Source organism: Ruminococcus flavefaciens AE3010, from assembly GCF_000526795.1.
GTDB classification, from domain to species: domain Bacteria; phylum Bacillota; class Clostridia; order Oscillospirales; family Ruminococcaceae; genus Ruminococcus; species Ruminococcus flavefaciens_D.
This window is the reverse complement of the sequence record NZ_JAGT01000001.1, coordinates 2421806-2444438: the sequence shown is the minus strand read 5'-3', so window position 1 is coordinate 2444438 and position 22633 is coordinate 2421806. Positions and strand designations below refer to the sequence as shown.

Here is a 22633-nt window from a genome sequence, read left to right as displayed (position 1 = left end):
CGTCTGTGAATTGAAAATGCAGAATTGAGAATTGAGAATGTCGGGGCGGCGTCACGCTGCCCGCGCTTGACATATTCCCGAAAACAAGGTAATATTAAAACATATCACAGTGCAATATTTTTTTGTTTTAACATGAAATTTCTTCGTCTTTTTTGACTTCTGAAATCACTTATATATAGAATAACTTCCGAGAGGGGCAGTATTATGAAAAAATTTGTAAGTATATTAGCAGCTTTAATGCTGGCATCAAGCTGTTTTTCGTGCAGCGAGGAGAAGAAGCCCAATTCCGACAGCAAGCCTGCCGATGATGATGTGATCGTATCCGAATCCGACGGCGCAGTCGATAAGCCCGTTGTTCAGCAGCAGGCGGAGTTCCGCGAGTTCAAGGCGGACGACTTCAAAACTATCAACGTGGTCATCAACAAGACCGATAAGGAGCCGCCGTTCAAGCTCCACAGCATCAATGTGACGGATATTGACTTCGGTGAGCGCCTTTCGCCCTGCAAGAGCGAGGAGTACCGCGACCGCTACAAGCCCGATTTCGGTCAGGAAATGGAGTATAAATATTTAGGCGATGAGGAAAAAAACGGGGAAATACAAGCGCTTGAAGAAGAGTGGGAGCAGCTCTGCAAGGAGCCCGTAAAGGGCGATATAGTAACAGGCTGCTACCGCGGAAACGATATATATGTTGCAGTCACCTATGATCCGCGGTGCAAGTCGGGCAGTGCTATCTGTTATCATGAGCTGTCTATATTCCATGTGGACGGTCTCACAGGAAAAACAGAGGAGCTCTACCGCCATTCCGACCCCGAATCCGCATTCGGCATAGATCAGCTCTACTGGTACCATGACAGGCTGTACATTGACGCAAGGGAATACGGGCTCATGTATCTTGACAACGGCGAGCTTGTGCCGATGAACTATCTCCCCGAATATTCAAACTGGTTTTATCCAAACAGCGCTGACAGGCTCATTGTAAAAAGCACAAAGAGCGACCTGAAAGAAGTCCCCGAGGATTATGAGCCAAAGTCGGGAGAAATAGTGCAGGGAGATACTGACGGCAAGAAGTTCCTTTATCTCGGTTCGGACGACGTTATGAGCGAATATTTCCCCGAGACAGGCGAATGGAAGGAGCTTTACCACGAATACTGTAATATAGACCAGAATACAGGAGAAAGTGTCGACGGTGTCCCTCTTATCTACGGCGACCTCTTTGCAGTGGCTGAAAAGCCCGAGGGCAAGCGCAAATATGACGTAGTTACCGACGAATACCGCATATCCACGGGACTTACCGCCTGCAATATCCTTTATGCAGGTCATGACAGGCTGGTGGTGGATTTCGGCGGAAGCACCGTCGTTCCAGGCGGAAACCACGACGGCGATGTCGTCCATATCTTTGACATAAGCAAAATGGAGCACTATGTTTTCGATTGCTCGTCATTAGGAATGAACTGCCAGTATTTCAACGGCGGACTGTTCGTATATCCTGCGGGCACAAGCGGAACGCTTTACTATGTTATGCCCGAGCTGGGACTGACATTCCCCTATTACAAGCTTGAGGGCAAAAGTGATGTAACTGACTTTACACAAAGGATATTCAGCGTATACAATGAAGAAAACAGCTTCTCCTTTGAAGAGGGCGTTGTTGTTGACAAAAAAGAGCATAATAACGGCGAAAATACCTACTATACGGATTATAAGTACAGCGTGACCCGATTCTGGATAAATGGAGATGAGATGAATGGATAAGAAGCTATTTCGCGCAATGGCGGCGGCTCTCATTCTGACTGTTACAGCATTCAGCGCAGGCTGTCAGGACAAGAAGAAGCCTCAGCCCGTTACCTCTGAGGATATGGGTGACTACAGCGAGACTATCGCGGAAGCTCCCGAGACCACGGAAGCACCTGTGTTCAGAGAGTATACCGAGTCCGATTTCAAGGACGTTGACATGTCCCTGACCATAGTTGACAAGGAGCCGCCTGTGGAGGTCAGCAGCATTGATATCAGCGGGCTTGACTACGGCGAGAAAGTCCCCGTGTGCAATAAAGAGGAATTTGCCGAGGAGTACTACACAAATATGCGTGAATTCTATAACGGATCGCCCATGTACAACTGGAAGGATTTTGCAGGCAAAGCCATAACGGGAAGTCCTCACAAATGCCACATATGGAACGGCAAGTGCTATATTTACGTTATATATGAATGTTTTGAATATGCCGACTGGTCGCTTTTCAGCTATGATATGGCAAGCGGCAAGGCAGAGGAGATATACAGCTGGTCAGCTGCGAATCTTGACGAGCGCAGCGACAGGAACGCCTGTTTCTGTGAGGGCAGCCTTTTCTTCGCATACAGCGGCAAGGACGGAAACACTCCCACAAGCACAGTTAAGCGCATTGACCTTGAAACGGGAGAGGAAAAGACTCTTTATGAAGCTGCCGACATAGATATAACTATATGGCTGCATACCAATGATTCGGGAAATGCAGAGCTTCAGGAATATCATAATGTCAGCGAAAAAGGCACTGTGATCTACAAATACGACACCGACAAGGATGAATTTGTGCAGGAGAGCGATATAGACGTCCCCGAGGGCAGGATAATGGCAAGCGACTGCTTCGGCGGCGTTTATTCCTACCTCGTGAAGCCCGACGGCAAGCGTAAATATGAGCTTATAAACGACTATTACCGTATCAGTACACCTCTTACTACAGGACGTATCGTCTATGCCGACCAGAAGCTTGCCATACTTTACAACAACGTGAAGCTCCACATCTATAACCTTGAAAAAATGGAGCACTGTATCCTTGACGTTGATGATTTTGGCAGCGAAATGGCGGTATACGACGGAAAGCTGTTCATCGGGCACAGGAGCAGCGATTTCAGAATGCCTGTATATTGCGTGATACCCGAGCTGGGCATAACCTACCCAATAGTTGAGGACGGTATCTATTCCGACATTTGCGCCACAGCCGACGGCGTAACATTTAATCAGACCAGCCGTCAGAAGAATGTGATAAAGTCAGGAACAGTGAGCGTAGATGAAAACGGCGAGGTACATGAAGAATACGAGGTCGTGGACGAAAACGGCGAAGTAAATCATTTCTATACAGGAAGCTTTTCACACCAATACGACAGGATAGACAAGGTCTACACAGTAAAGAAGAAATAAGGAAAGGGCTGCAATTGCAGCCCTTTTGCTTTATTCCTTCGGCATTTTCTTCCTGATATCGTTAAGACGCTCCAGCGCATTTTCGAGAGTTTCGTTCTTCTTTGCATAGTGGAAGCGGATATAGCGGTTCTCGGGCTCCTTGAAGAAGCTTGAACCGGGTACTGCTCCCACGCCCACATATTCAGCCAGCTTTTCGCAGAACACAAGGTCGCTCTTATAGCCGAACTCCGATATATCGAGGAGTATGTAGTAAGCTCCCTGAGGTACGGTATGCTGAATGCCTATGCGGTCAAGACCGTTGAGGAAGAGGTCACGCTTCTCGGTGTACTTGTCCTGTAACCACTTGTAGTAGTCGTCACCGAAGCGAAGTCCCGTAACGGCAGCCTCCTGTAACGGTGCGGCAGCGCCTACTGTGAGGAAGTCGTGGACTTTCTTCACTGTGTCGATGATATTCGGCGGAGCTATGACATATCCGAGACGCCAGCCTGTGATAGAGTAGGTCTTGGACAGTGAGGAGCAGGAGATAGTTCTCTCCCACATATCGGGCAGGCTTGCAAAGTAAACATGCTTGTGGGGAGCATAGACGATATGCTCATATACCTCATCGGTGATAACGAATGTGTCGTACTTCTTGGCAAGGTCTGCGATTATTTGCAGCTCTTCCAATGTGAAAACTTTACCGCATGGGTTGGAGGGATTGCAGAGTATAAGTGCCTTGGGGTGCTGCTTGAAAGCGGCTTCAAGCACGTCTGCGTCAAAGCTGAACTCAGGCGGTATAAGGGGGACATAAATAGGCTCAGCGCCCGAAAGTATGGTATCTGCGCCGTAGTTCTCATAGAATGGCGAGAACACTATGACCTTGTCTCCGGGATTGGTAACGGACATCATGGCAGCCATCATGGCTTCTGTGCTTCCGCAGGTGACAACTATCTCGCCGTTGGGGTCGATAGGACGTCCCATAAGGCGGGACTGCTTTTCCGCAAGGGCTTCACGGAAGTTCTGAGCTCCCCATGTTATGGAATACTGGTGGAAGTCCTCACGGGTGACTTCCGCAAGGCGGTCCAGTATCTCTCTCGGCGGCTCAAAGTCGGGGAAGCCCTGTGAGAGATTGACTGCGCCGTATTTATTGGAAATTCTCGTCATACGTCTGATGACGGAATCGGTAAAGGTGGCTGTGCGGTTTGAAAGCTCTGGCATATTTTTTCTCCTTAATCAGAAAAATGTAGGGGCTGGCGTCCCCGACAGCCCGCATAACGTATCATGGGACGTCGAGGACGCCGTCCCCTACGGTTTGTGTCATAATTTAATTATAGCACCATCAGATGCTGTAGTCAATGTTTCTCTCGTCGATAACACGTCTTGACTTGTGCTCGGAACGAGTATTCAGTCCGCCGTCGGGGTGAACCACAACTCTTGCAGGCTTAACGCCTGTACGAGCCTTCAGTGCTGCACTTACCTGCTCTGCAACTTCGTCGTCGCTCTTGGTATTGTCAGCCTTCTTTTCTATCTCAACTGCGTACTTGCTTGTGAAGTCCTTCTCAAAGATACGGATAAGGTACTCGCCTGTGATGCCGCTCTGCTCACGGATAACAGCCTCGATATCGCTTGGGAATACATTAACAGCGGAAACAATGAACATGTCGTCCTTTCTGCCGAGAATGCTGATCCTGCCATGTGTACGTCCGCATTTGCAGGGAGTGATGTCGATGCGTCCGATATCGCCTGTCTTGAATCTGATAAGGGGACGAGCGTGCTTGCGAAGTGTTGTGAATACAAGCTCACCTGTCTGACCGGGTTCAAGAACTTCGCCTGTGTGAATGTCAATAGTCTCAACGAGAATGTGGTTCTCAGCGATGTGAAGTCCGTCGTGGTATTCGCACTGTGCAGCGCATGCGCCGAATATATCTGACAGACCGTAGAAGTCGTAAACCTCAGCTCCCCAGAGATCCTCGATAGCCTTTCTTGTTGCGTCGATAGAGCCGCCAAGCTCACCTGCAACGATGATCTTCTTGATGTTGAAGTCCTTCTTGGGGTCGTAGCCTGCCTTTACAGCCTTTTCACCAAGCTGCCAAGCGTAAGAGGGAGAAGTCCAGATAATTGTGGGCTTATATGTCTTTAAGATGAAGAGAAGTCTCTCGCTTGGGAGAGTACCGCCCCAGATACATAATGCACCGAGATTCTGTGCACCGATTACGTCAGGTCCGCCAACGTAGAGTGAGAAGTTGAGAGCGTGTACGTAACGGTCGTTTGGTCTCATTCCTATCTGCCAGAACCAGCGGCTCTCAGTATCCTGAAACTCGTCGAAGTCCTTCTTTGTGAACGGGCTCATTGTAGGTACGCCTGTTGAACCTGATGATGTTGAGATGAACACTACGTCCTCCTCGGGAACTGCTGCCAGCTCGCCAAGGAACGAGCCTACGCCCTGAGTGTCTCGCTGTGTCTTCTTGTTGATGAAGGGGAACTTCTCGATGTCCTTGAGGGTCTTGATGTCCTCGGGCTTAACGCCTGCCTCATCGAATGAACGCTTGTAGTAGGGAGCGTGGTCGTAAGCGAACTTCACGATCTCCTTTAAGTCTTCAAGCTGTCTCTTCTCCAGTTCCTCACGGGGAAGAGTTTCAAGCTCCTCGTCCCAGAATTTGTTGTTGATATCTCTGCTCATTTTATTTATCCTCCATATTCATATATTTCATATCTGTTTGGTATGATTATATTATACAGCACATTTCTGTATTTGTCCAATACCAACTGATTATCATGAGTTATAGGCTTGGGTTATAACCTATAAATATATCATTGAGGGACGCCGCGGACGACGTCCCGTAAAATTTTTCTCAGTTTATGCCAAGATACGCCTTTATCTCGCGGATATATATTTCCGCCATTCCGCTGAGAATGACATTTTTCAGCGTGATATAGCCTATTTCCATTACCTCGTCGGACTCGTCCTCAAAGGGCACGGCAATATAATCATCGCCGTTGAGCTCCTCACAGATGATACCCGAGCACAGTGTATAGCCGTTTAGACCTATCATCAGATTCAGCATAGTTGCACGGTCGTTGGCCTTGATAGTGCGCTGATAGTCGGCTGTGCTGAGGAGCTCCTCAGCCAGATAGAACGTGCTGTTGTCGCCCTGCTCAAAGGAGAGGCAGGGATAGTCGGCAAGCTGCTCAAAGGTTATCTTCTTCTCTTTTGCAAGAGGGTGTCCTTTCCAGAGGTAAACGAAAGGACTGCACTTTGTCAGGGTGTGGAACTCCAGACCGTTGGCGTGGAGCAGCTTGGTTATGGACTTGCGGTTGAAGTCGTTTAGGTAGATGATGCCTATCTCGCTCCTCATAGTCGCAACGTCGCTGATGACCTCGGCGGTCTTGGTCTCGCGGACTGCAAACTCGTACTCCGCAGTATCGAACTCCTTGACCATTTCCACGAATGCCTTTACCGCAAAGGAATAGTGCTGAGTGGACACGCCGAACTTCTTCTTTACGCTGCCCTTGCTTATGTACTTTTCAGCGAGAACGTCGAACTGTCCGACTACCTGACGGGCGTACTGAACGAACTCAGCTCCGTCATTGGTGAGAGTGACGCCGCGTCCGCTGCGGTTGAATATCTTTATGCCTATCTCCTTTTCGAGCTCCTGCACCGATGAGGTGAGGGAGGGCTGAGAAACGTAAAGCTGCTCCGCAGCCTTGTTCATTGAGCCTGTTGAAGATATTGCAAGTATATATTTAAGCTGCTGTAAAGTCATTGTTTACCTCCGTTTTATTCTCGTTTGAGGACTTTCGGGCGGATAATATCCGGTCCTACTATGTTGATTCGTACCGTTCCGAAGATGTGGGCTCGCGGAGAAAGACTTGCCGTCCATACAGGTAAGCAAGCTTGCGAGCGTCCGCGTGAACCGCCCGCGGGGGCTCCCTGCTAATCAAAGAGTCCTGTGCTGAAATAGCGGTCGCCGCGGTCGGGGAATACCGTTACGATATTGCCCTTTGCACCGCTTTCTATGAGCTTGAGGACTGCCGCCATAGCTGCTCCCGAGGACGAGCCTGCGATGATGCCCTCGGTCTTGGCAAGCAGCCTTGCTGTGCCGAAAGCTTCTTCATCGTTCATTTTGATAACTCCGTCCACAAGGGACATATCCATGGTATCTGCGATGAAGTCATTGCCGATGCCCTCAATGTTGTAGTCGGCGTGTTCACCGCCGCCCATAGTAGAGCCCACAGGGTCTGCAAGTATGCCCTTTGCATTGGGTACGCGCTCCTTGATATAGCGGAGTATTCCCGTGTAAGTGCCGCCGCTGCCTGCCCCTGCCACAACGTAGTCGATGTGACCGTCGAGATCTTCATATATCTCACGACCTGTAGTCTCATAATGAGCAAGGGGATTGCTTTGGTTTTTAAACTGCTCCAGCGATATGGAATCAGGTATCTGCGCCTTTATCTCCTCAGCCTTTGCGACTGCACCAAGCATACCAAGCTCACGGGGAGTGTTTACTACCTCGGCGCCCAGAGCGCGGAGCAGAGACTGCTTTTCGGCGGAGAACTTTGTGGGAACTACAAATATTATTTTGTAGCCGCGGTTCAGAGCCGCAAAGGCTATGCCGAGACCCGTATTGCCTGCGGTGGCTTCAACGATAGTGCCGCCCTTTTTGAGAAGCCCCTTTTTCTCGGCGTCGTTTATCATGTACAGACCTGTGCGGTCCTTTACACTGCCCGAGGGATTGTAGAGCTCCAGCTTGGCGAAAACGTTCACGCCCTCCGCCTTTACTATATTTCCCAGTCTCACAAGGGGAGTATTGCCGATGAGGGACTGCATAGAATCATAGTATCTCATATCTATTATCTCACTTTCTCTCGGATTTTGCAATAGCCTGTTCAATATCCGCAATAATATCCTCAATATTCTCGATACCAACGGAAAGTCGGATAAGTCCGTCTGTGATGCCCACTTTCTTGCGGATATCAGCAGGAATGGAAGCGTGAGTCATTGTGGAGGGGTGGCATACAAGGGACTCCACGCCGCCAAGACTCTCAGCGAGGGATATAAGCTCAAGGCTCTCGAAGAAAGTGTTTATGTCGTAGTTCTCATTGAGCTCAAAGGAGATCATCGCACCGCCGTTCTTGGCCTGCTTTTTGTTGATCTCATAGCCCTTGTCGCTTTCAAGTCCGGGGTAGTAGACGTTCTTCACGGCCTTGTGGTTCACGAGGAGCTTTGCCACTGTCTCTGCATTCTCAACGTGTCTGTCCATGCGGACTGCAAGAGTCTTTATGCCGCGGATAAGCAGGAATGAATCGAATGGTCCGAGAACTCCGCCTGTGGAGTTCTGAATGAAAGCGATCTTCTCGGCAAGCTCGGGAGTATTTACCACTGCAAGTCCCGATACAACGTCGCTGTGACCGCCGAGATACTTTGTAGCGCTGTGTACGACTATATCTGCGCCCAGTTCAAGGGGCTTCTGGAGATATGGCGTCATGAATGTGTTGTCCACGATAACGAGAAGTCCGTGTCTGTGGGATATCTCTGCGATCGCCCTGATATCGGTAATGGTCATAAGGGGATTAGCAGGGCTCTCGATGATGACTGCCTTTACATCGTCGGTTATCTGGCTCTCGTAAACGTCGGGGTGCTCGGTATCGGCAATGGTGTAGGTGAAGTCAAAGTGGTCGAAGACCTTGCTCAGCAGACGGAATGTTCCGCCGTAAACATTGCTGGAAATAAGCACTCTGTCGCCGCTGTGGAGCAGGCTGAGAACTGCTGTGAGTGCAGCCATTCCCGAGCCGAAAGCAAAGCCTGCATAGCCGCCCTCTAAATCTCTGATGAGAGCTTCGAGAGCCTCACGGGTGGGGTTGCCTGTGCGTGAGTACTCATAGCCGCGCATTTTTCCGAGACCGTCCTGCTTGTAAGTGGAGGTCTGATATATAGGCACATTTACTGCGCCTGTGCGCTCGTCAATGGAGATACCTCCGTGGATAAGTGTGGTTTCTGTATTTTTATAGTTACTCATAATAATTCTCCTTTTTAATTGAGTTGAGAGTTTAGAGTTGAGAATTGAGAGTTTATGTGTCCGCTTTGCGGACTTATTTAAATATCATTGCCGTCTGTCTATAACAAACTCTCAACTATTTATAGTCATAGCCTGCGGTGTAGGCAGCCGATATCAGGCTCACGTTTTCAAATGCTTTCAGGTCGTCCTGACGTCCGTCGAAGTACTCCTTCTGTACCTTTTCGGGGGGCATATATGTGTCTATCTGGAAGCCCAGTGAGTACAGTGCACGGGAGACCTCACTGTAATCGTAGCCGCCCCGCATGACCTCTCCGAGAGCTTCCGTCATAAGCTCAAGTCTTTCAACTCTGCGTGGAAATTCCCCCGTTTTAATGGGATAATCGAACACCACAGCGCTTCCCAGTGCAGAGAGCTCAGCCATTTGACTGAGGGTATCCGTGAACACGTCCAGCGTCAGGTAGTAGGTTACTCCCAGTATGCTGAAAAATGTCTTTTTCGACGGGTCAAAGCCTGCTTCAAGAAGCTTGCCGCACATTCGCTCTTTCTCGAAATCAACGGGTACATAGTGTACGTTTGAGCGGATATTCCATTCAAGCTCCCGTATTTTTTCAAGCTTGTAGCGCTGAGTGTCGGGGTGGTCTATTTCAAATACCTCGATATCCTCGTTGTCGTTGCGGAATGCAAATGTGTCCGAGCCTGCGCCGCATATGACGTACTGGACCTTTCCGTTTTCCTTTGCGAAGTCCGCAAGCCTGCTCTCGTTGAAGTGTATCCTCGACAGCGGTATGGGAGCGAAGTATTCGCTGATTATCTGCTCGGTGTCCTCGCGGGAGAACATCTGCGAACCGTCAAGTCCGCTGCTGATTAGCTCGTATATGCTGTCGTATTCCTCCTTGCCAAGCATATCGTAGGCAAGGTAATCGTCGTATATCTTCTGGCGCGACCTGTTTGAGTGCCATGCTCTCACAAATGCGCATATCTTAGCGGTTACGCTTTCTCTTTCATTTACCATAGTGACCTCTCCATAACAAAAAATGCGCAGAATGACATTCGCATTCTGCGCATAACAATTTACTCGCTTAAAGTCAGGAGATGACGCAACATCGCTGAGCATAAGTATGCAGAATACGGATATCGGTTGATAAGCTCATACAACAACACTGCATACAACACATCATATTAGTTCTCATGTCCAGCACTCCTTTTCATAAATACTCTATATTCCTATCGGAACTATATGAATTATAGCATATAACCCAATGATTGTCAATAGGTTCGGGCTATATTCGGCGATAGTTATAGAATTATCCTATTATTCTTATAGTCTTTGTAGATTATGTATTGTAGGGGACGGCGTCCTCGACGTCCCGCGCCGTTAGCCATTAGTATGAGAACTAAGAGCTAAGAACTATGTGTAGGGGCTGCCTTTGGCAGTCCGCGCCTTACGCAGCAAAAAAGCCAAAGAACTAAAAGTCCTTTGGCATATTTCAGTGTTTCCAGCGAAGCAGTCGATTCTGAAGCTTGTTGAACAGGAATGTAACTGCAATTACAACAAAACCGATAACGAGAAGTCCTGTGATAGTTCTGGTGTAGTCTCCGAAGTCGGAGTAGTACTTCACATAATAGCCCATTCCGTCGCGTGCGCCTATCATCTCAGCCGATGTGAGAAGTATGAAGGACACGCTCAGACCCTGATTGCAGCCAAGGAATATCTGCTGCAGGGAAGCGGGAAGAATAACTCTGAACAGCATTTCGGGCTTGCTTACGTTGAGCACCTTTGCCGAGTCGATTATTCTCTTGTCAACTCCGAGAACACCGCTCATTGTACCTGCGAATACAGGCCAGAATGTTGCAAGGAAGATAACGAATACGGATACGGACTTGAATGTGGGGAGAAGTGCGATACCGTAGGGTATGTAAACTATAGGCGGAATTGAGCTGAAAAACTTTGTGATGTATGTGGCAGCTCCGCCTACTCTTGCGCTCCAGCCGATGAAAAGTCCCAGAGGTATTGCAACGGCAGCCGCGATAAGGAAGCCCTTGATCGTTGTGCCGAGGGAACTTACTATATTGGTGAATATAGCCGATCTGTCCTCGGTGAACTGGTGTATCACCTTGCCGGGTGCAGGGAAAAGCAGGTCGTTGAGTATATTGTACTTTGCAGTAGCCAGTGACCATACTCCCAGAAGTACGAACACAAAGCCCGTGATATCAAGGAGAAGTGACAGGCTTTCCTCTTTTTTGATGAATGAGGAGGCTGCAAGCACGATGACTTCAAGTCCCACTGCAAAGGCTATAAGTGAGCCTGTGAAAACTTCCTTTGTGGACTTGTCGGGGAGAAGCTGTATAAGCAGAAGTGCTATGAACAGCAGGTGTGTGATACGGAGATAGCGTTTTTTAAGCGTCATAGTACCACCTCATCTCCGCCGATGCGTTCGGCAATGTCATTGTAAAGAAGTGAGAGCAGTCTGTTTCTGAACTTGCCGTACTCATCGGTCTTGACCAAATCCTCACGTCTGCGTGGACGGTCGAAGGGTACCTTTACCACTTCGTTTACTGTACCGGGGTGAGCTGTGAGAACTACTATCTTATCGGAAAGAAGTATAGCCTCGTCGATATCGTGAGTAACGAATACAACAGTCTTGCGGGGCTCTGAGCCGTCGCCCTCCCAGAGTTTAAGGAGAAGCTCCTGCAATATAACGCGGTTCTTGGCGTCGATAGCGCTGAACGGTTCGTCCATGAGAAGTATCTCGGTATCCATTGCAAGAGCTCTTGCAATAGCTGCTCTCTGCTGCATACCGCCCGAGAGCTGTGAGGGGAACTTATTGCCGAAGCCTGTAAGTCCTACCTTTGTGAGGAATTCGTCTGCTATCTTGGCGCGTTCACTGCGCTTTACATCGTGTCTGGACTGCTTTATGCCGAACTCGATGTTCTTTCTTGTGGTCATCCACGGGAACAGCGAATAGTGCTGGAAAACGACTCCGCGCTCTGTACCTGTGCCGTGAAGCTCCTTGCCGTCTATCTGTACTGTGCCGCCGGCAGGGGCATAGAGCCCCTCCAGCACACTGAGCAGAGTTGATTTGCCGCAGCCGCTTGCACCGATAACGCTTACGAACTCGCCGTCGGCAACTCCGAATGAAACGTCGTGGAGTGCGTTGAAGCTGCGCTTGTTTTCTATGTAATTTACGGTAAGGTCTTTTATTTCTATCTTATTCGTAGTCATTGAAATGCTCCTCTAATGATTTGTAGATATCATCGGAGTTCTCAGCCAAGATACTGTCAAGAGCCTTTTTGTAGATGTCTGTGTTGTAGTATGGCTCGATGTCGTAATCGTTTGTATATCCAAGTTCTATGATAGTATCTTTAAGAGTGAGAGTACCCTGCTTGTCAGGATCGGGGCTTGATACGCTGTATCCGCCGTAAACCTCTGTGTCTATGAACTCCTCGTCAATGTCGATGTACTTCTTAACGTCCTTGATGGTCTTGTCATGGTCGGACTGTGTGAAGTGATAAGCTTTTATGAATGCTCTCTCAACAGCTGTGAATGTATTGGGGCTGTCATTGAGAGCTGATGTCTTGGCTACCTGACGGCAGCAAGGCTGATTTTCAAGAGCCTTTTCGTGTGCGCAGTAGTAAACTACCTTGTAGCCCTGAGACTTTGCAAGCGAAGCGTAGGGCGAATATACGGAAGCTGCGTCGATAGAGCTGTTGAGAAGTGCTGCATAAGCGTCCTTCTGGCTGTCGAAGTAAACGATGTTCACCTTGTCAGCGCCCTCGCCTATTTCGATGTGGGCATTCTTCAGAAGTATCTGGAGCTCTGCGTCCTGAACGCTGTTCTTTACGGAAGCAACGTTCCTGCCCTTTAATACTTCAACACCAAGCTCGTCCTTGTCTGCGAATTCGGATTTGATAACGTAGCCGTGACCGTTTGTCATTGCTCCGCCGAATATTGAAACGTCATGTCCCTGACTCTGGAAAGTAAGTGTTGGTACCGAACCAATGAATGCAACGTCAAGCTTGTCGGATTCAAGTCCGTTTACCAGCTCAGCCGCGCTGGAGAACTGTGTGAGTGTGACTTTAAGTCCCTCTTCCTTGAAGTAGCCCTCCTCCTGAGCAACGAATGCGAGGAGATGTGCTGTAGAGTTCAGGTAGCCGATGTTGATGTCGGTCTTTTCTGGCTTGCCGAGAACTGCCTCTGCACTGTCGCCGCAGCAGTCAGCCACGCCGTCCTTGCAGCAGTCCTTTTCTCCGTCCTTACAACAGTCCTTTTCCTCTGTGGGAGCAGAAGCTCCTGCCTGAACTGCTGTCTTAGCCTCTGTGTTTGATTCCGGATCCTGTGAGCTGTTGTTTAAAGCTCCGCAGCCTGTGAGCAGCGAAACCGCTGCCAGTATAGAAATAAATTTAGCCTTGTTATTCATATTTATCACCTTTCAAACTTAAAACTTAATATTCATTCGGACGTATCAGATGCAGCATCGCATTCGCTCCGAATTGGTGATATGTCTGTAATTTCTCATGTTCTGTTCACTCCTTGTTTTTGTTTGCATACTAATCATATCATACTGATAGGCTTTTGTCCAATACGAAAGGATTATCATTATTTATAGACGCAGCCTATAACGAAAACGCTCCATAAATCATTATAGCCCTTGACTTTTTTCACCGTTTGAGTTACAATATAATGTAACTATATAAATAATAGAAGCGAGGTTGCTTATTATGCTTAAAAACAATGAAAAAGTAATGGACAAGATAGTTGACCTTTGTAAGTCAAAGGGCTTTGTATACCCCGGCTCTGAAATTTACGGCGGTCTTGCAAATACATGGGACTACGGTCCTCTCGGCGTTGAGCTGAAGAACAACATCAAGAGAGCTTGGATGAAGAAGTTCGTTCAGGAGAACAAGTACAACGTTGGTCTTGACTCCGCTATCCTCATGAATCCACAGACATGGGTGGCTTCGGGACATATCGGCGGCTTCTCAGACCCTCTCATGGACTGTAAGGAGTGTAAGACACGTCACCGTGCAGACAATCTCATCGAGGACTTCGACGGCACTAACGTTGCAGGCTGGTCCAACGAGCAGATGATGAACTACATCAAGGAAAAGGGCATTACCTGCCCTAACTGCGGCAAGCAGAACTTCACAGATATCCGCCAGTTCAACCTTATGTTCAAGACGTTCCAGGGCGTTACTGAGGACAGCAAGTCCGAGCTCTATCTCCGCCCCGAGACTGCACAGGGTATCTTTGTAAACTTCGCTAATATCCAGAGGACTACACGTAAAAAGGTTCCTTTCGGCGTTGCACAGGTAGGTAAGTCCTTCCGTAACGAGATAACACCCGGCAACTTCATCTTCCGTGTACGTGAGTTCGAGCAGATGGAGCTTGAGTTCTTCTGCAAGCCGGGTACAGACCTTGAGTGGTTCGACTACTGGAGAAGCTACTGCAAGAACTTCCTGCTCTCACTGGGTCTCAAGGAGGAGAATATCCGTCTCCGCGACCACGATCAGGAGGAGCTCTGCTTCTATTCAAAGGCTACAACAGACTTCGAGTACCTCTTCCCATTCGGCTGGGGCGAGCTCTGGGGCGTTGCAGACAGAACTGACTACGACCTGACACAGCACATCAACACCAGCGGCAAGTCCCTCGAATACTTCGACCCCGAGACAAACGAGAAGTATATCCCATACGTTATCGAGCCGTCTCTCGGCGTTGAGAGACTCTTCCTCTCAGTAGTAACAGAGGCTTACGACGAGGAAGAAATGGTTTCCACAGACAAGGACGGCAAGGAGAAGAGAGAGACAAGAACTGTTATGCACTTCCACCCTGCACTTGCTCCTTTCAAGGCTGCTGTGCTTCCTCTCGTTAAGAAGCTCACACCAAAGGCTGAGGAAGTATACGACATGCTCTCCAAGAAGTTCATGGTAGACTTCGACGAGGCAGGTACTATCGGTAAGAGATACCGCCGTCAGGACGAGATAGGTACACCTTTCTGTATCACATACGACTTCGATACACTTGAAAAGGATAACTGCGTAACAGTCCGTGACCGTGACACAATGCAGCAGGAGCGCGTAAACATCAACGACCTCGTTGCATACCTCGAAGCAAAAATGCAGTTCTGAGTGTAGGGGTGCCGTTTCGGCGCCCGTGTAATTATGAATTAAAAAGGACACCCGAAGGTGTCCTTTTATTATTTTGTGACCTGTCCCTTGCGGTATCTGCCGAAGAATATGCCGTCATCGACGTATTTATCAGCCTGTGATACCCACATGGGGAATTTCCCCGTAGCCAGTGCCGTCTGCCCGTTCAACATTCCCGTATGGAACGAGATATGCCTGAACTGTCTCAGTACCAGCTCCATTCGCGTATGCTCACAGTTTTCGGGACATTCATAGAGCATTTCGTCCGTGAGAGTATCGATATAATCGAGAGTTTTCTTCTCGACTGCGTCCAGATATTCAAGGAGCTGCTCATCTGAAAGGACGACTTTTGCAGGCTTGTCGGGATTGTCCAGTCCCTCCTCGTGGAAAGGCGGTTCATCGTAAACACAGGGATTTATGAACCACTTGTCCGCCGAGTGTATAGCGTGATAAGCCCAGCGCCAGCAGGGAGCTCCGCAGCACAGGGCGTCACGGTCGTAAGTTCGCAGTGAAGTCCTTATGTTCATAAAGTTGGGTACTACCATATCTTTGATTATCTTGCAAAGCTCGTTCATAAAATTCCCTCCGTTCTTTTTATGTAGGGGCGGATATTATCCGCCCGTGATAATATCATCGTAAGGCACGGGCGCCGAAACGGCGCCCCTACAATTACGCATTAATTACAGTGTGTCGATGATATCGAGAGAATGTTCCTCGTTCATTGTGCGGCACATTTCGATGAACTTGTCCAGAGGAACGTTTTTCAGCTGCTTGTTGCCACGGATATTGATAGAAACCTGCTCGTTCTCAGCCTCGCTGTCACCGATGATAACAACATATGGATCCTTGAAGTCCTTGAACTTTCTGATCTTGTTCTTCATGTTGTCGTCAGTGTAGTCAACCTCGGCTCTGATGCGGTTCTTCTTGAGGAGGTCTGCTACCTTTTTAGCGTACTCATTGTGGTCTGTTCTGATAGGAACGATACCTACCTGCATAGGTGAGAGCCAGAACGGGAATGCGCCTGCGAAGTTCTCGGTGATGATACCGATGAATCTCTCGAATGAACCGAATATAGCACGGTGTATCATTACAGGCTGCTTTTCGGAGCCGTCGGAAGCGATGTACTTCATCTTGAAGTTCAGCGGGAGCTGGAAGTCCAGCTGGATAGTACCCATCTGCCACTCACGTCCGATAGCGTCCTTCATTTTGAGGTCGATCTTAGGACCGTAGAATGCGCCGTCGCCCTCATTGAGCTCGTATCCGTCGGGACCGTACTTGTCCTCCAGGATAGCCTTGAGGTCAGCCTCAGCCTTGTTCCATACGTTGATATCTCCCATGTAGTCGTCGGGACGAGTTGAGAGCTCAGCCTTGTAGGTAAGACCGAATGTATTGTACATCTCTGTAGCGATGTCCATGATATCGTTTATCTCGGAAGCTATCTGCTCCTCAGTAACAAGGATATGAGCGTCGTCCTGTCTGAACTGCTGAACGCGGAAGAGACCGTTGAGCTCGCCTGACTTCTCCTTACGGTGGATAACGTCTACCTGATTGAATTTAAGGGGAAGCTCCTTGTAAGAGCGCTGCTTGTTCATGTAAACCTTGATAGCGTTGGGGCAGTTCATAGGCTTAGCGCAGTATACCTCGTTGTCCTCCTCAGCAGGTATAACGAACATACCGTCCTGATAGTGGTCCCAGTGACCTGATGTAACCCAGAGCTCTTTCTTGGAAAGAACAGGACCTGAAATTTCGGTATAGCCGTGATCCTCGTGAACGCCTCTCCAGTATTCAAGGAGTGCGTTGAAGAGCTTCCAGCCTCTTGGGAGCCAGTAAGGCATACCCGGAGCTGTGTGGTCGAACATGAAGAGAGCCTGCTCCTTGCCCAGCTTCTTGTGGTCGCGGAGCTTAGCTTCCTCGATCATCTTTACATACTCGTCAAGCTGTGAAGCCTTGGGGAATGCGATAGCATATACACGGCTGAGCATCTTGTTGTTCTCGTTGCCGCGCCAGTAAGCACCTGTACATGAAAGGAGCTTGAATGCCTTTACGGGAGCTGTGTCCATAAGATGAGGACCTGCGCAGAGGTCGATGAACTCGCCCTGCTTGTAGAATGAGATAGGCTCGCCCTTGTCAACGTGTTCCTCGCAGAGCTCTACCTTGTAGGGCTCGTCCATTTCTTTCAGCTTAGCGATAGCGTCAGCAGGTGAGAGCTCGAACTTTTCAAGCTCAAGACCCTCCTTGACTATCTTCTTCATCTCGCCCTCGATTTTTTCAAGCTCCTCGGGAGTGAAAGGCTTTTCCAGGTCGAAGTCATAGTAGAAGCCGTTGTCGATAGCAGGACCGATAGCCAGCTTTGCAGCAGGGTAAAGTCTCTTTACAGCCTGTGCAAGGATATGCGAAGCTGTGTGCCAGAAGGTCTTCTTGCCGTCAAGGCTGTCAAAGGTGCATACCTCAAACTTGCAGTCGCTGTCGATAACGGTGCGGAGGTCACAGACCTCGCCGTTTATCTTTACGCAGCATGCAGCCTTAAAAAGTCCCATGCCTATGCCCTTGATCACGTCTGCTGCTGACTGTGCAGCTTCGAGCTCGCGAACGCTGCCGTCAGGTAATGTTAATTTGATCATGATGATCTCTCCTTATATAATAATTTTATTCTTTACTGAATAATTCATCGCTTTCCCAGTTTGCGGGATTGTTTTCGATGTATTGCCATGCGCCGCGATATTCAAGATCATTGCGCAATACGCGGTCGTAAAACGATTTTTGCCAAACCTTAAAACCTGATTATTTGGATACCGCCCCTTTGAATTTATTGATGATTCTTCCGATTGTAGGGGCCGCATTTGGCGGTCCGCCCTCTGAAAACGAATTCAATACAATAATTAAATGTATGTGGTTTGGCATAATAACGAATTTTGGAATAAACACAATATCGGGATAGATCGAAGGAATTTTCTTTAATTCATCTTTTACGATTTTTCCGTATTACGTTAGTGTTATTTTCTCATGCGGACCGCCAAAGGCGGCACCTACACGGCGAATAACGTAATTATTCCAAAATAAAAATTTCTTGTCACATGTGCATATTGTCACGAAATACGCGCCGTTACGGGAATAATCGTAATCATCGAGGCATATATCCTTACGAACGGGCGTATCCATTAATCCGCCCAGCCTGTTACCTCGAACATATCCGCGAAGAGCTCCACATACACGAAGCCCTGCATATAGCCGTCATGGGTGCCCGTATCGAAGCACACGATAATGTCTCCGTCGTCAAGGTCTATATGGACGTTGCGGAGCTCCAGCAGCTTAGCCAGTGCATCGGGATCGGCGCCCTCATAGTAGCCCTCGTCTATTATTATCTCAGCCAGCTGTCGGCGGCTGCCGTCCAGCTTTGCCAGCTTTTTGGCTATAGAGGAGAGGTTATCCATGATCTGCTTCTCGTCGTCAACGTAGAAGCGGACTGTCATGGTCTCGCCCCAGAGCTTATAGGGCAGCTCGAAGGCTTCCTCCTGCTTATTGTAGCTGATATTGCTCAAACGCTCTCACCTCCCCGAAGAAAAAATAACAAAAAAGCCCCTTACGCCTGTAAATAGGCACAAGGGACGATGATGACCGTGGTTCCACCCTGATTCACACGGAGCTTTCTCCGTATCTCAAGTGCTCTGTAACGGGAGCTCCCGACGCTTATTGGGCGCACTCAGAGGCGGTGTGCTGAATATTCCCCACCGTGCAGCCTCGCACCCTGCGGCTGCTCTCTGAAACGGCATGGAAAAAGCCTTCCTCATCAACGTTTTTCGTAATATTGTACAATTATCTTAGCACAAATTTTACTATTTGTCAAGAGGGAAAATTTGAAATGTTGGATTATCCGCAGTTTTCCGCACGCGATTAAACAGTCTGTTGAAAACAACGTTAAAAACTACAAAATTACGGGTTGAAATATGCGAAAAAATGTGATATACTGTTATTACATATTATAGAATGGTTTACAATGAGGCATAAAAACATTTACAATGCTTCATATACCGTGCATAAGGGAGATATACATGAATATTGAGATAGCAAGAATAAATCAGGGAATAGAAAAAGACCCAAAGGAATTCGTAAGGGCAGTCAATGAGGACTATATGTACAAGCTGACGCAGATAGCCAACGATATAGCGGAAAACCACAACGAAAAGCCTGTAATACTCCTGTCAGGACCCTCGGGCTCTGGCAAGACCACAACGGCTATGATGATAGAAAAGCTCCTTGACGATATGGGACACGAGACCCATACCCTTTCCATGGACAACTGGTTCTGTCCGCTGACGGAAGCCGAAAAGGCTCTGGCGGCAGAGGGCAAAATGGACTTGGAGTCTCCTCTCCGCGTTGACAACCAGCTCCTGAACCAGCAGATAGAGGCTATCAGCGCCTGCCGCGAGATAGAGCTTCCCAAATACGATTTCAAGACCTCTACCCGTACAGGCTCGGGCAGGAAATTCAAGCGCAACGAGGGCGAGATAGTCATCTTTGAGGGTATCCACGCTCTCAATCCCGCTGTCATCACCGTTCCCGACAGCATGATAAGCAAGATATACGTCAGTGTCCGCACCAGAATATCGGGAGAGGGCATACTTCTCCACCCGTCAAGGGTAAGGCTCATGCGCCGAATGATACGGGACAGGAACTTCCGCAAGCGTTCTCTCCGCGAGACCATGAATATGTTCCACAGCGTTGAAGCGGGCGAGAACAAGTATATAATGCCCTACAAGTACCGCTCGGACTACGACGTGGACACCTTTATGTCCTATGAGCTGTCGGCGTACCGCAACGACCTGCTCACACAGCTGGAGGAGCTTTCCGACGTTCCCGAGATAAAGGAGTGCATAAACGTACTGGAGCAGCTCACGCCCATTGACAAGGCGGATATCACTCCCGATTCCCTCATATGTGAATTCATAGGACACGGACAATTCAAGTATTGAGCCATTAGCCATTAGCTATTAGCTTAGAGGACACATAATTCGTGCCATGCAAAAAACAAAAAAACAGGAGAACAATATGGAATACATGGAAAACAGAGAGCTTTCTTGGCTCAAATTCAATAAAAGAGTCCTTGAAGAGGCTGTCGATCCCGACACGCCTCTCCTTGAAAGGATATCTTTCTCAGCTATATATCAGAGCAACCTTGACGAATTTTTCATGGTCAGAGTGGGCTCTTTGACAGAAAAGGCAAAGGACAAAAAGGCAAAGCCCGACAAATTCTCGGGTATGACTCCCGCACAGCAGCTTGACGCCATATTCACAGCAGTCCGCAGATTACAGCCCTCTGTAGAGGGAGCTTTTCTCACCACCATGAGCGAGCTGGCGGAATTCGGCTATGAGCACGCTTCCTTTGATAAAATGTCAAAGGAGGAGCTGGCTCAGCTGGAGCTGTACTTCAAGCGTGAGCTTATGCCCTTTATCTCGGGCATAGTCATCAATGACGCCCTGCCTTTCCCCTTTTTACAGAACAAGGAGATATACGCCGTAGTGCAGCTGGGCTCGAAAAAGGGCATATCCATAGGTCTGATACCTGCCACTATCAACCGCTCCGAGCGTATGATAAGTCTGGGCAACGACGGCAAGCGCTTTATCCTTGCTGAGGAGGTCATTCTCCACTTCGCTCACCAGATGTTCAAGAACTATAAGGTCATTGACCGTGCTCTCATAAGAGTCACCAGAAGCGCCGCTATCACCGCTTCGGGAACAGGTCCCGAGTTCCGCAGACGCATGGAGGAGCTGGTCGACAAGCGCAAGAAGCTGGAGCCTATGCGCCTTGAGATGTCAGACGTTTTCAGCCGCGATGCACTGGACTACCTCTGCAAGAAGCTGAAGCTGAAAAACGTCCGCGTGTTCACATCGAGGATACCCCTCGACCTGTCTTTCCTGTTCACATTGCAGGAAAACGACGAGGATCCCAAGCTCCACTATATACTTCGCACACCGCGGAAGCCTGCGGCTCTGTCGGATACAAGGACTGTGTTCTCGCAGGTAAAATCAAAGGATATACTGCTGAGCTTCCCCTTTGAGTCCATGAACCAGTCGTTTATCAGACTCCTGCAGGAGTCTGCCAACGACCCCAAGGTTACTTCCATAAAGATAACACTCTACCGTCTTGCACGAAACAGCAAGGTCATAGACGCACTGTGCACCGCTGCCGAAAACGGCAAGGACGTCCTTGTCATGATAGAGCTCCGCGCCCGATTTGACGAGGAAAACAATATAGAATGGTCAAAGCATCTGCAGGAGGCAGGCGTAAATGTCATTTACGGTCCCAAGGAGTTCAAGGCTCACTCAAAGCTCCTGCTCATCACACGCAAGGCGCAGGGCGGCAGCTTCGACTACGTGACGCAGATAGGCACGGGCAACTATAACGAAAAGACTGCTGCTCTTTACACTGATATGATGCTGCTCACTGCCGACAGGGACATTGCTGCCGACGCAGAGGCTGTATTCGATGCTCTGCAGAACGGCACCTTCGTGGAAAACACCAAAAAGCTCCTTGTGTCTCCTCTTGCACTGAGGCCACAGGTGCTGGACATGATGGATCAGCAGATAGCTATCGCCAAGAACGGCGGAAATGGCTATATAGCTGCAAAGATAAACTCTCTCAACGACTTCGCCATTATCACAAAGCTTATTGAAGCTTCGCAGGCAGGCGTCAAGGTGGAACTCATAGTCCGCGGACTGTGCTGCCTTATTGCAGGAGTTCAGGGCTATACCGAGAATATAACCGTCCGCAGTATAGTGGGACGCTTCCTTGAACACAGCCGTATCTTCATTTTCGGTGCGGACGGTCCCGACCAGAAGATCTATATCGGCTCAGCCGACTATATGAGCAGAAATACTATCCGCCGCGTAGAGGTGGCTGCTCCCATTGAGGACGAGCGCCTGAGAAAGCGTATCCGCGAGATGTTCAGCATATTTATGCGGGACAACACAAAGGCAAGGATAATGCTCAGCGACGGAAAATATATCCGCGAGCGCAGAAATTCCGACGTTCCTTTCAATTCGCAGGAATACTTCTACGCAGAGGCTTACAAGCGCCTTGAGGACAAGAGCTCACGCAAGGAGCAGCTCCGCAGGAACCGCGAAAAGAGCGCCGAAAAGAAGGCTCCCGCGAAGAAAGCTCCCGCCAGAAAGACCGCAGGAAGAAAGCCTGCAAAGACAGCTCCCGAAAAGCCTGAAAAGGCTCCCGCAAAGCGCGGCAGACCGAAAAAGACCAAATGACCGCATATCTGCGAAAAAATTAACAAAAAATCCATATTTTACATACGCCGCCTGAGAGGCGATACTT

Annotated in this window: 17 protein-coding genes; 5 read left to right on the top strand and 12 right to left on the bottom strand. The window is 48.9% G+C overall.

Annotated elements, in window-relative coordinates:
• Positions 1 to 204 precede the first annotated feature (204 nt).
• Both N774_RS0110665 and N774_RS0110660 read left to right on the top strand, forming a co-directional pair.
• A complete protein-coding gene (locus tag N774_RS0110665; RefSeq protein WP_024861238.1) occupies positions 205 to 1749 on the top strand; it encodes a hypothetical protein in 1545 nt (514 codons plus the stop codon).
• The gene (locus N774_RS0110660) at positions 1742 to 3169 is read left to right on the top strand and encodes a hypothetical protein (protein ID WP_024861237.1); all 1428 of its coding nucleotides are present in this window, start codon (positions 1742 to 1744) and stop codon (positions 3167 to 3169) included. Before N774_RS0110665 ends, N774_RS0110660 begins: the two co-directional genes overlap by 8 nt.
• Before the next feature lie 30 nt (positions 3170 to 3199).
• Here the strand turns inward: N774_RS0110660 and N774_RS0110655 are convergent, their stop codons facing one another.
• The 9 genes from N774_RS0110655 to N774_RS0110615 form a co-directional block, all read right to left on the bottom strand.
• Positions 3200 to 4366, bottom strand: a complete 1167-nt coding sequence (locus N774_RS0110655; protein ID WP_024861236.1) for a pyridoxal phosphate-dependent aminotransferase — start codon at positions 4364 to 4366, stop codon at positions 3200 to 3202.
• Between the two features lie 121 nt (positions 4367 to 4487).
• Positions 4488 to 5828 (bottom strand): phenylacetate--CoA ligase family protein, encoded by a 1341-nt coding sequence (locus N774_RS0110650; protein ID WP_024861235.1) that lies wholly within the window; start codon positions 5826 to 5828, stop codon positions 4488 to 4490.
• Positions 5829 to 6000: 172 nt separating this feature from the next.
• Entirely contained in the window at positions 6001 to 6912 is a 912-nt protein-coding gene (locus N774_RS0110645) for a LysR family transcriptional regulator (RefSeq protein ID WP_024861234.1), read from the bottom strand.
• Positions 6913 to 7082: 170 nt separating this feature from the next.
• On the bottom strand, positions 7083 to 7994 hold the full coding sequence (locus N774_RS0110640) for a PLP-dependent cysteine synthase family protein (RefSeq protein ID WP_024861233.1): 912 nt from the start codon (positions 7992 to 7994) through the stop codon (positions 7083 to 7085).
• Positions 7995 to 8004: 10 nt separating this feature from the next.
• Positions 8005 to 9165 carry a trans-sulfuration enzyme family protein gene (locus N774_RS0110635; RefSeq protein ID WP_024861232.1) on the bottom strand — a complete coding sequence of 387 codons (1161 nt, stop codon included), beginning with the start codon at positions 9163 to 9165 and terminating at the stop codon, positions 8005 to 8007.
• A gap of 115 nt (positions 9166 to 9280) precedes the next feature.
• Complete coding sequence (locus N774_RS0110630) at positions 9281 to 10177, bottom strand: class I SAM-dependent methyltransferase (protein WP_024861231.1); 897 nt, start codon at positions 10175 to 10177, stop codon at positions 9281 to 9283.
• A gap of 475 nt (positions 10178 to 10652) precedes the next feature.
• Positions 10653 to 11573, bottom strand: coding sequence for an ABC transporter permease (locus N774_RS0110625; RefSeq protein WP_024861230.1), 921 nt, complete (start codon positions 11571 to 11573; stop codon positions 10653 to 10655).
• Positions 11570 to 12388 carry an ABC transporter ATP-binding protein gene (locus N774_RS0110620; protein WP_024861229.1) on the bottom strand — a complete coding sequence of 273 codons (819 nt, stop codon included), beginning with the start codon at positions 12386 to 12388 and terminating at the stop codon, positions 11570 to 11572. The genes N774_RS0110625 and N774_RS0110620 overlap by 4 nt, the downstream gene beginning before the upstream one ends.
• Complete coding sequence (locus N774_RS0110615) at positions 12375 to 13583, bottom strand: ABC transporter substrate-binding protein (RefSeq protein ID WP_024861228.1); 1209 nt, start codon at positions 13581 to 13583, stop codon at positions 12375 to 12377. Before N774_RS0110615 ends, N774_RS0110620 begins: the two co-directional genes overlap by 14 nt.
• 301 nt (positions 13584 to 13884) lie before the next feature.
• On the opposite strand from N774_RS0110615, the gene N774_RS0110610 reads away from it, so the two are divergent.
• The gene (locus tag N774_RS0110610) at positions 13885 to 15291 is read left to right on the top strand and encodes a glycine--tRNA ligase (RefSeq protein ID WP_024861227.1); all 1407 of its coding nucleotides are present in this window, start codon (positions 13885 to 13887) and stop codon (positions 15289 to 15291) included.
• A 68-nt stretch (positions 15292 to 15359) separates the two neighbouring features.
• Here N774_RS0110610 and N774_RS0110605 read toward each other — a convergent pair whose 3' ends face one another.
• From N774_RS0110605 to N774_RS0110595, 3 genes are all read right to left on the bottom strand, one after another.
• Entirely contained in the window at positions 15360 to 15884 is a 525-nt protein-coding gene (locus N774_RS0110605) for a hypothetical protein (protein ID WP_024861226.1), read from the bottom strand.
• Positions 15885 to 15989: 105 nt separating this feature from the next.
• Positions 15990 to 17930 (bottom strand): threonine--tRNA ligase, encoded by a 1941-nt coding sequence (gene thrS / locus N774_RS0110600; protein ID WP_024861225.1) that lies wholly within the window; start codon positions 17928 to 17930, stop codon positions 15990 to 15992.
• Positions 17931 to 18467: 537 nt separating this feature from the next.
• Positions 18468 to 18848: a hypothetical protein gene (locus N774_RS0110595; protein ID WP_024861224.1), complete on the bottom strand. Its 381-nt coding sequence runs from the start codon at positions 18846 to 18848 to the stop codon at positions 18468 to 18470.
• Positions 18849 to 19358: 510 nt separating this feature from the next.
• On the opposite strand from N774_RS0110595, the gene N774_RS0110590 reads away from it, so the two are divergent.
• Positions 19359 to 20279, top strand: a complete 921-nt coding sequence (locus tag N774_RS0110590; protein ID WP_024861223.1) for a uridine kinase family protein — start codon at positions 19359 to 19361, stop codon at positions 20277 to 20279.
• Positions 20280 to 20325: 46 nt separating this feature from the next.
• Complete coding sequence (ppk1, locus tag N774_RS0110585; protein ID WP_024861222.1) at positions 20326 to 22566, top strand: polyphosphate kinase 1; 2241 nt, start codon at positions 20326 to 20328, stop codon at positions 22564 to 22566.
• Positions 22567 to 22633: the final 67 nt, after the last annotated feature.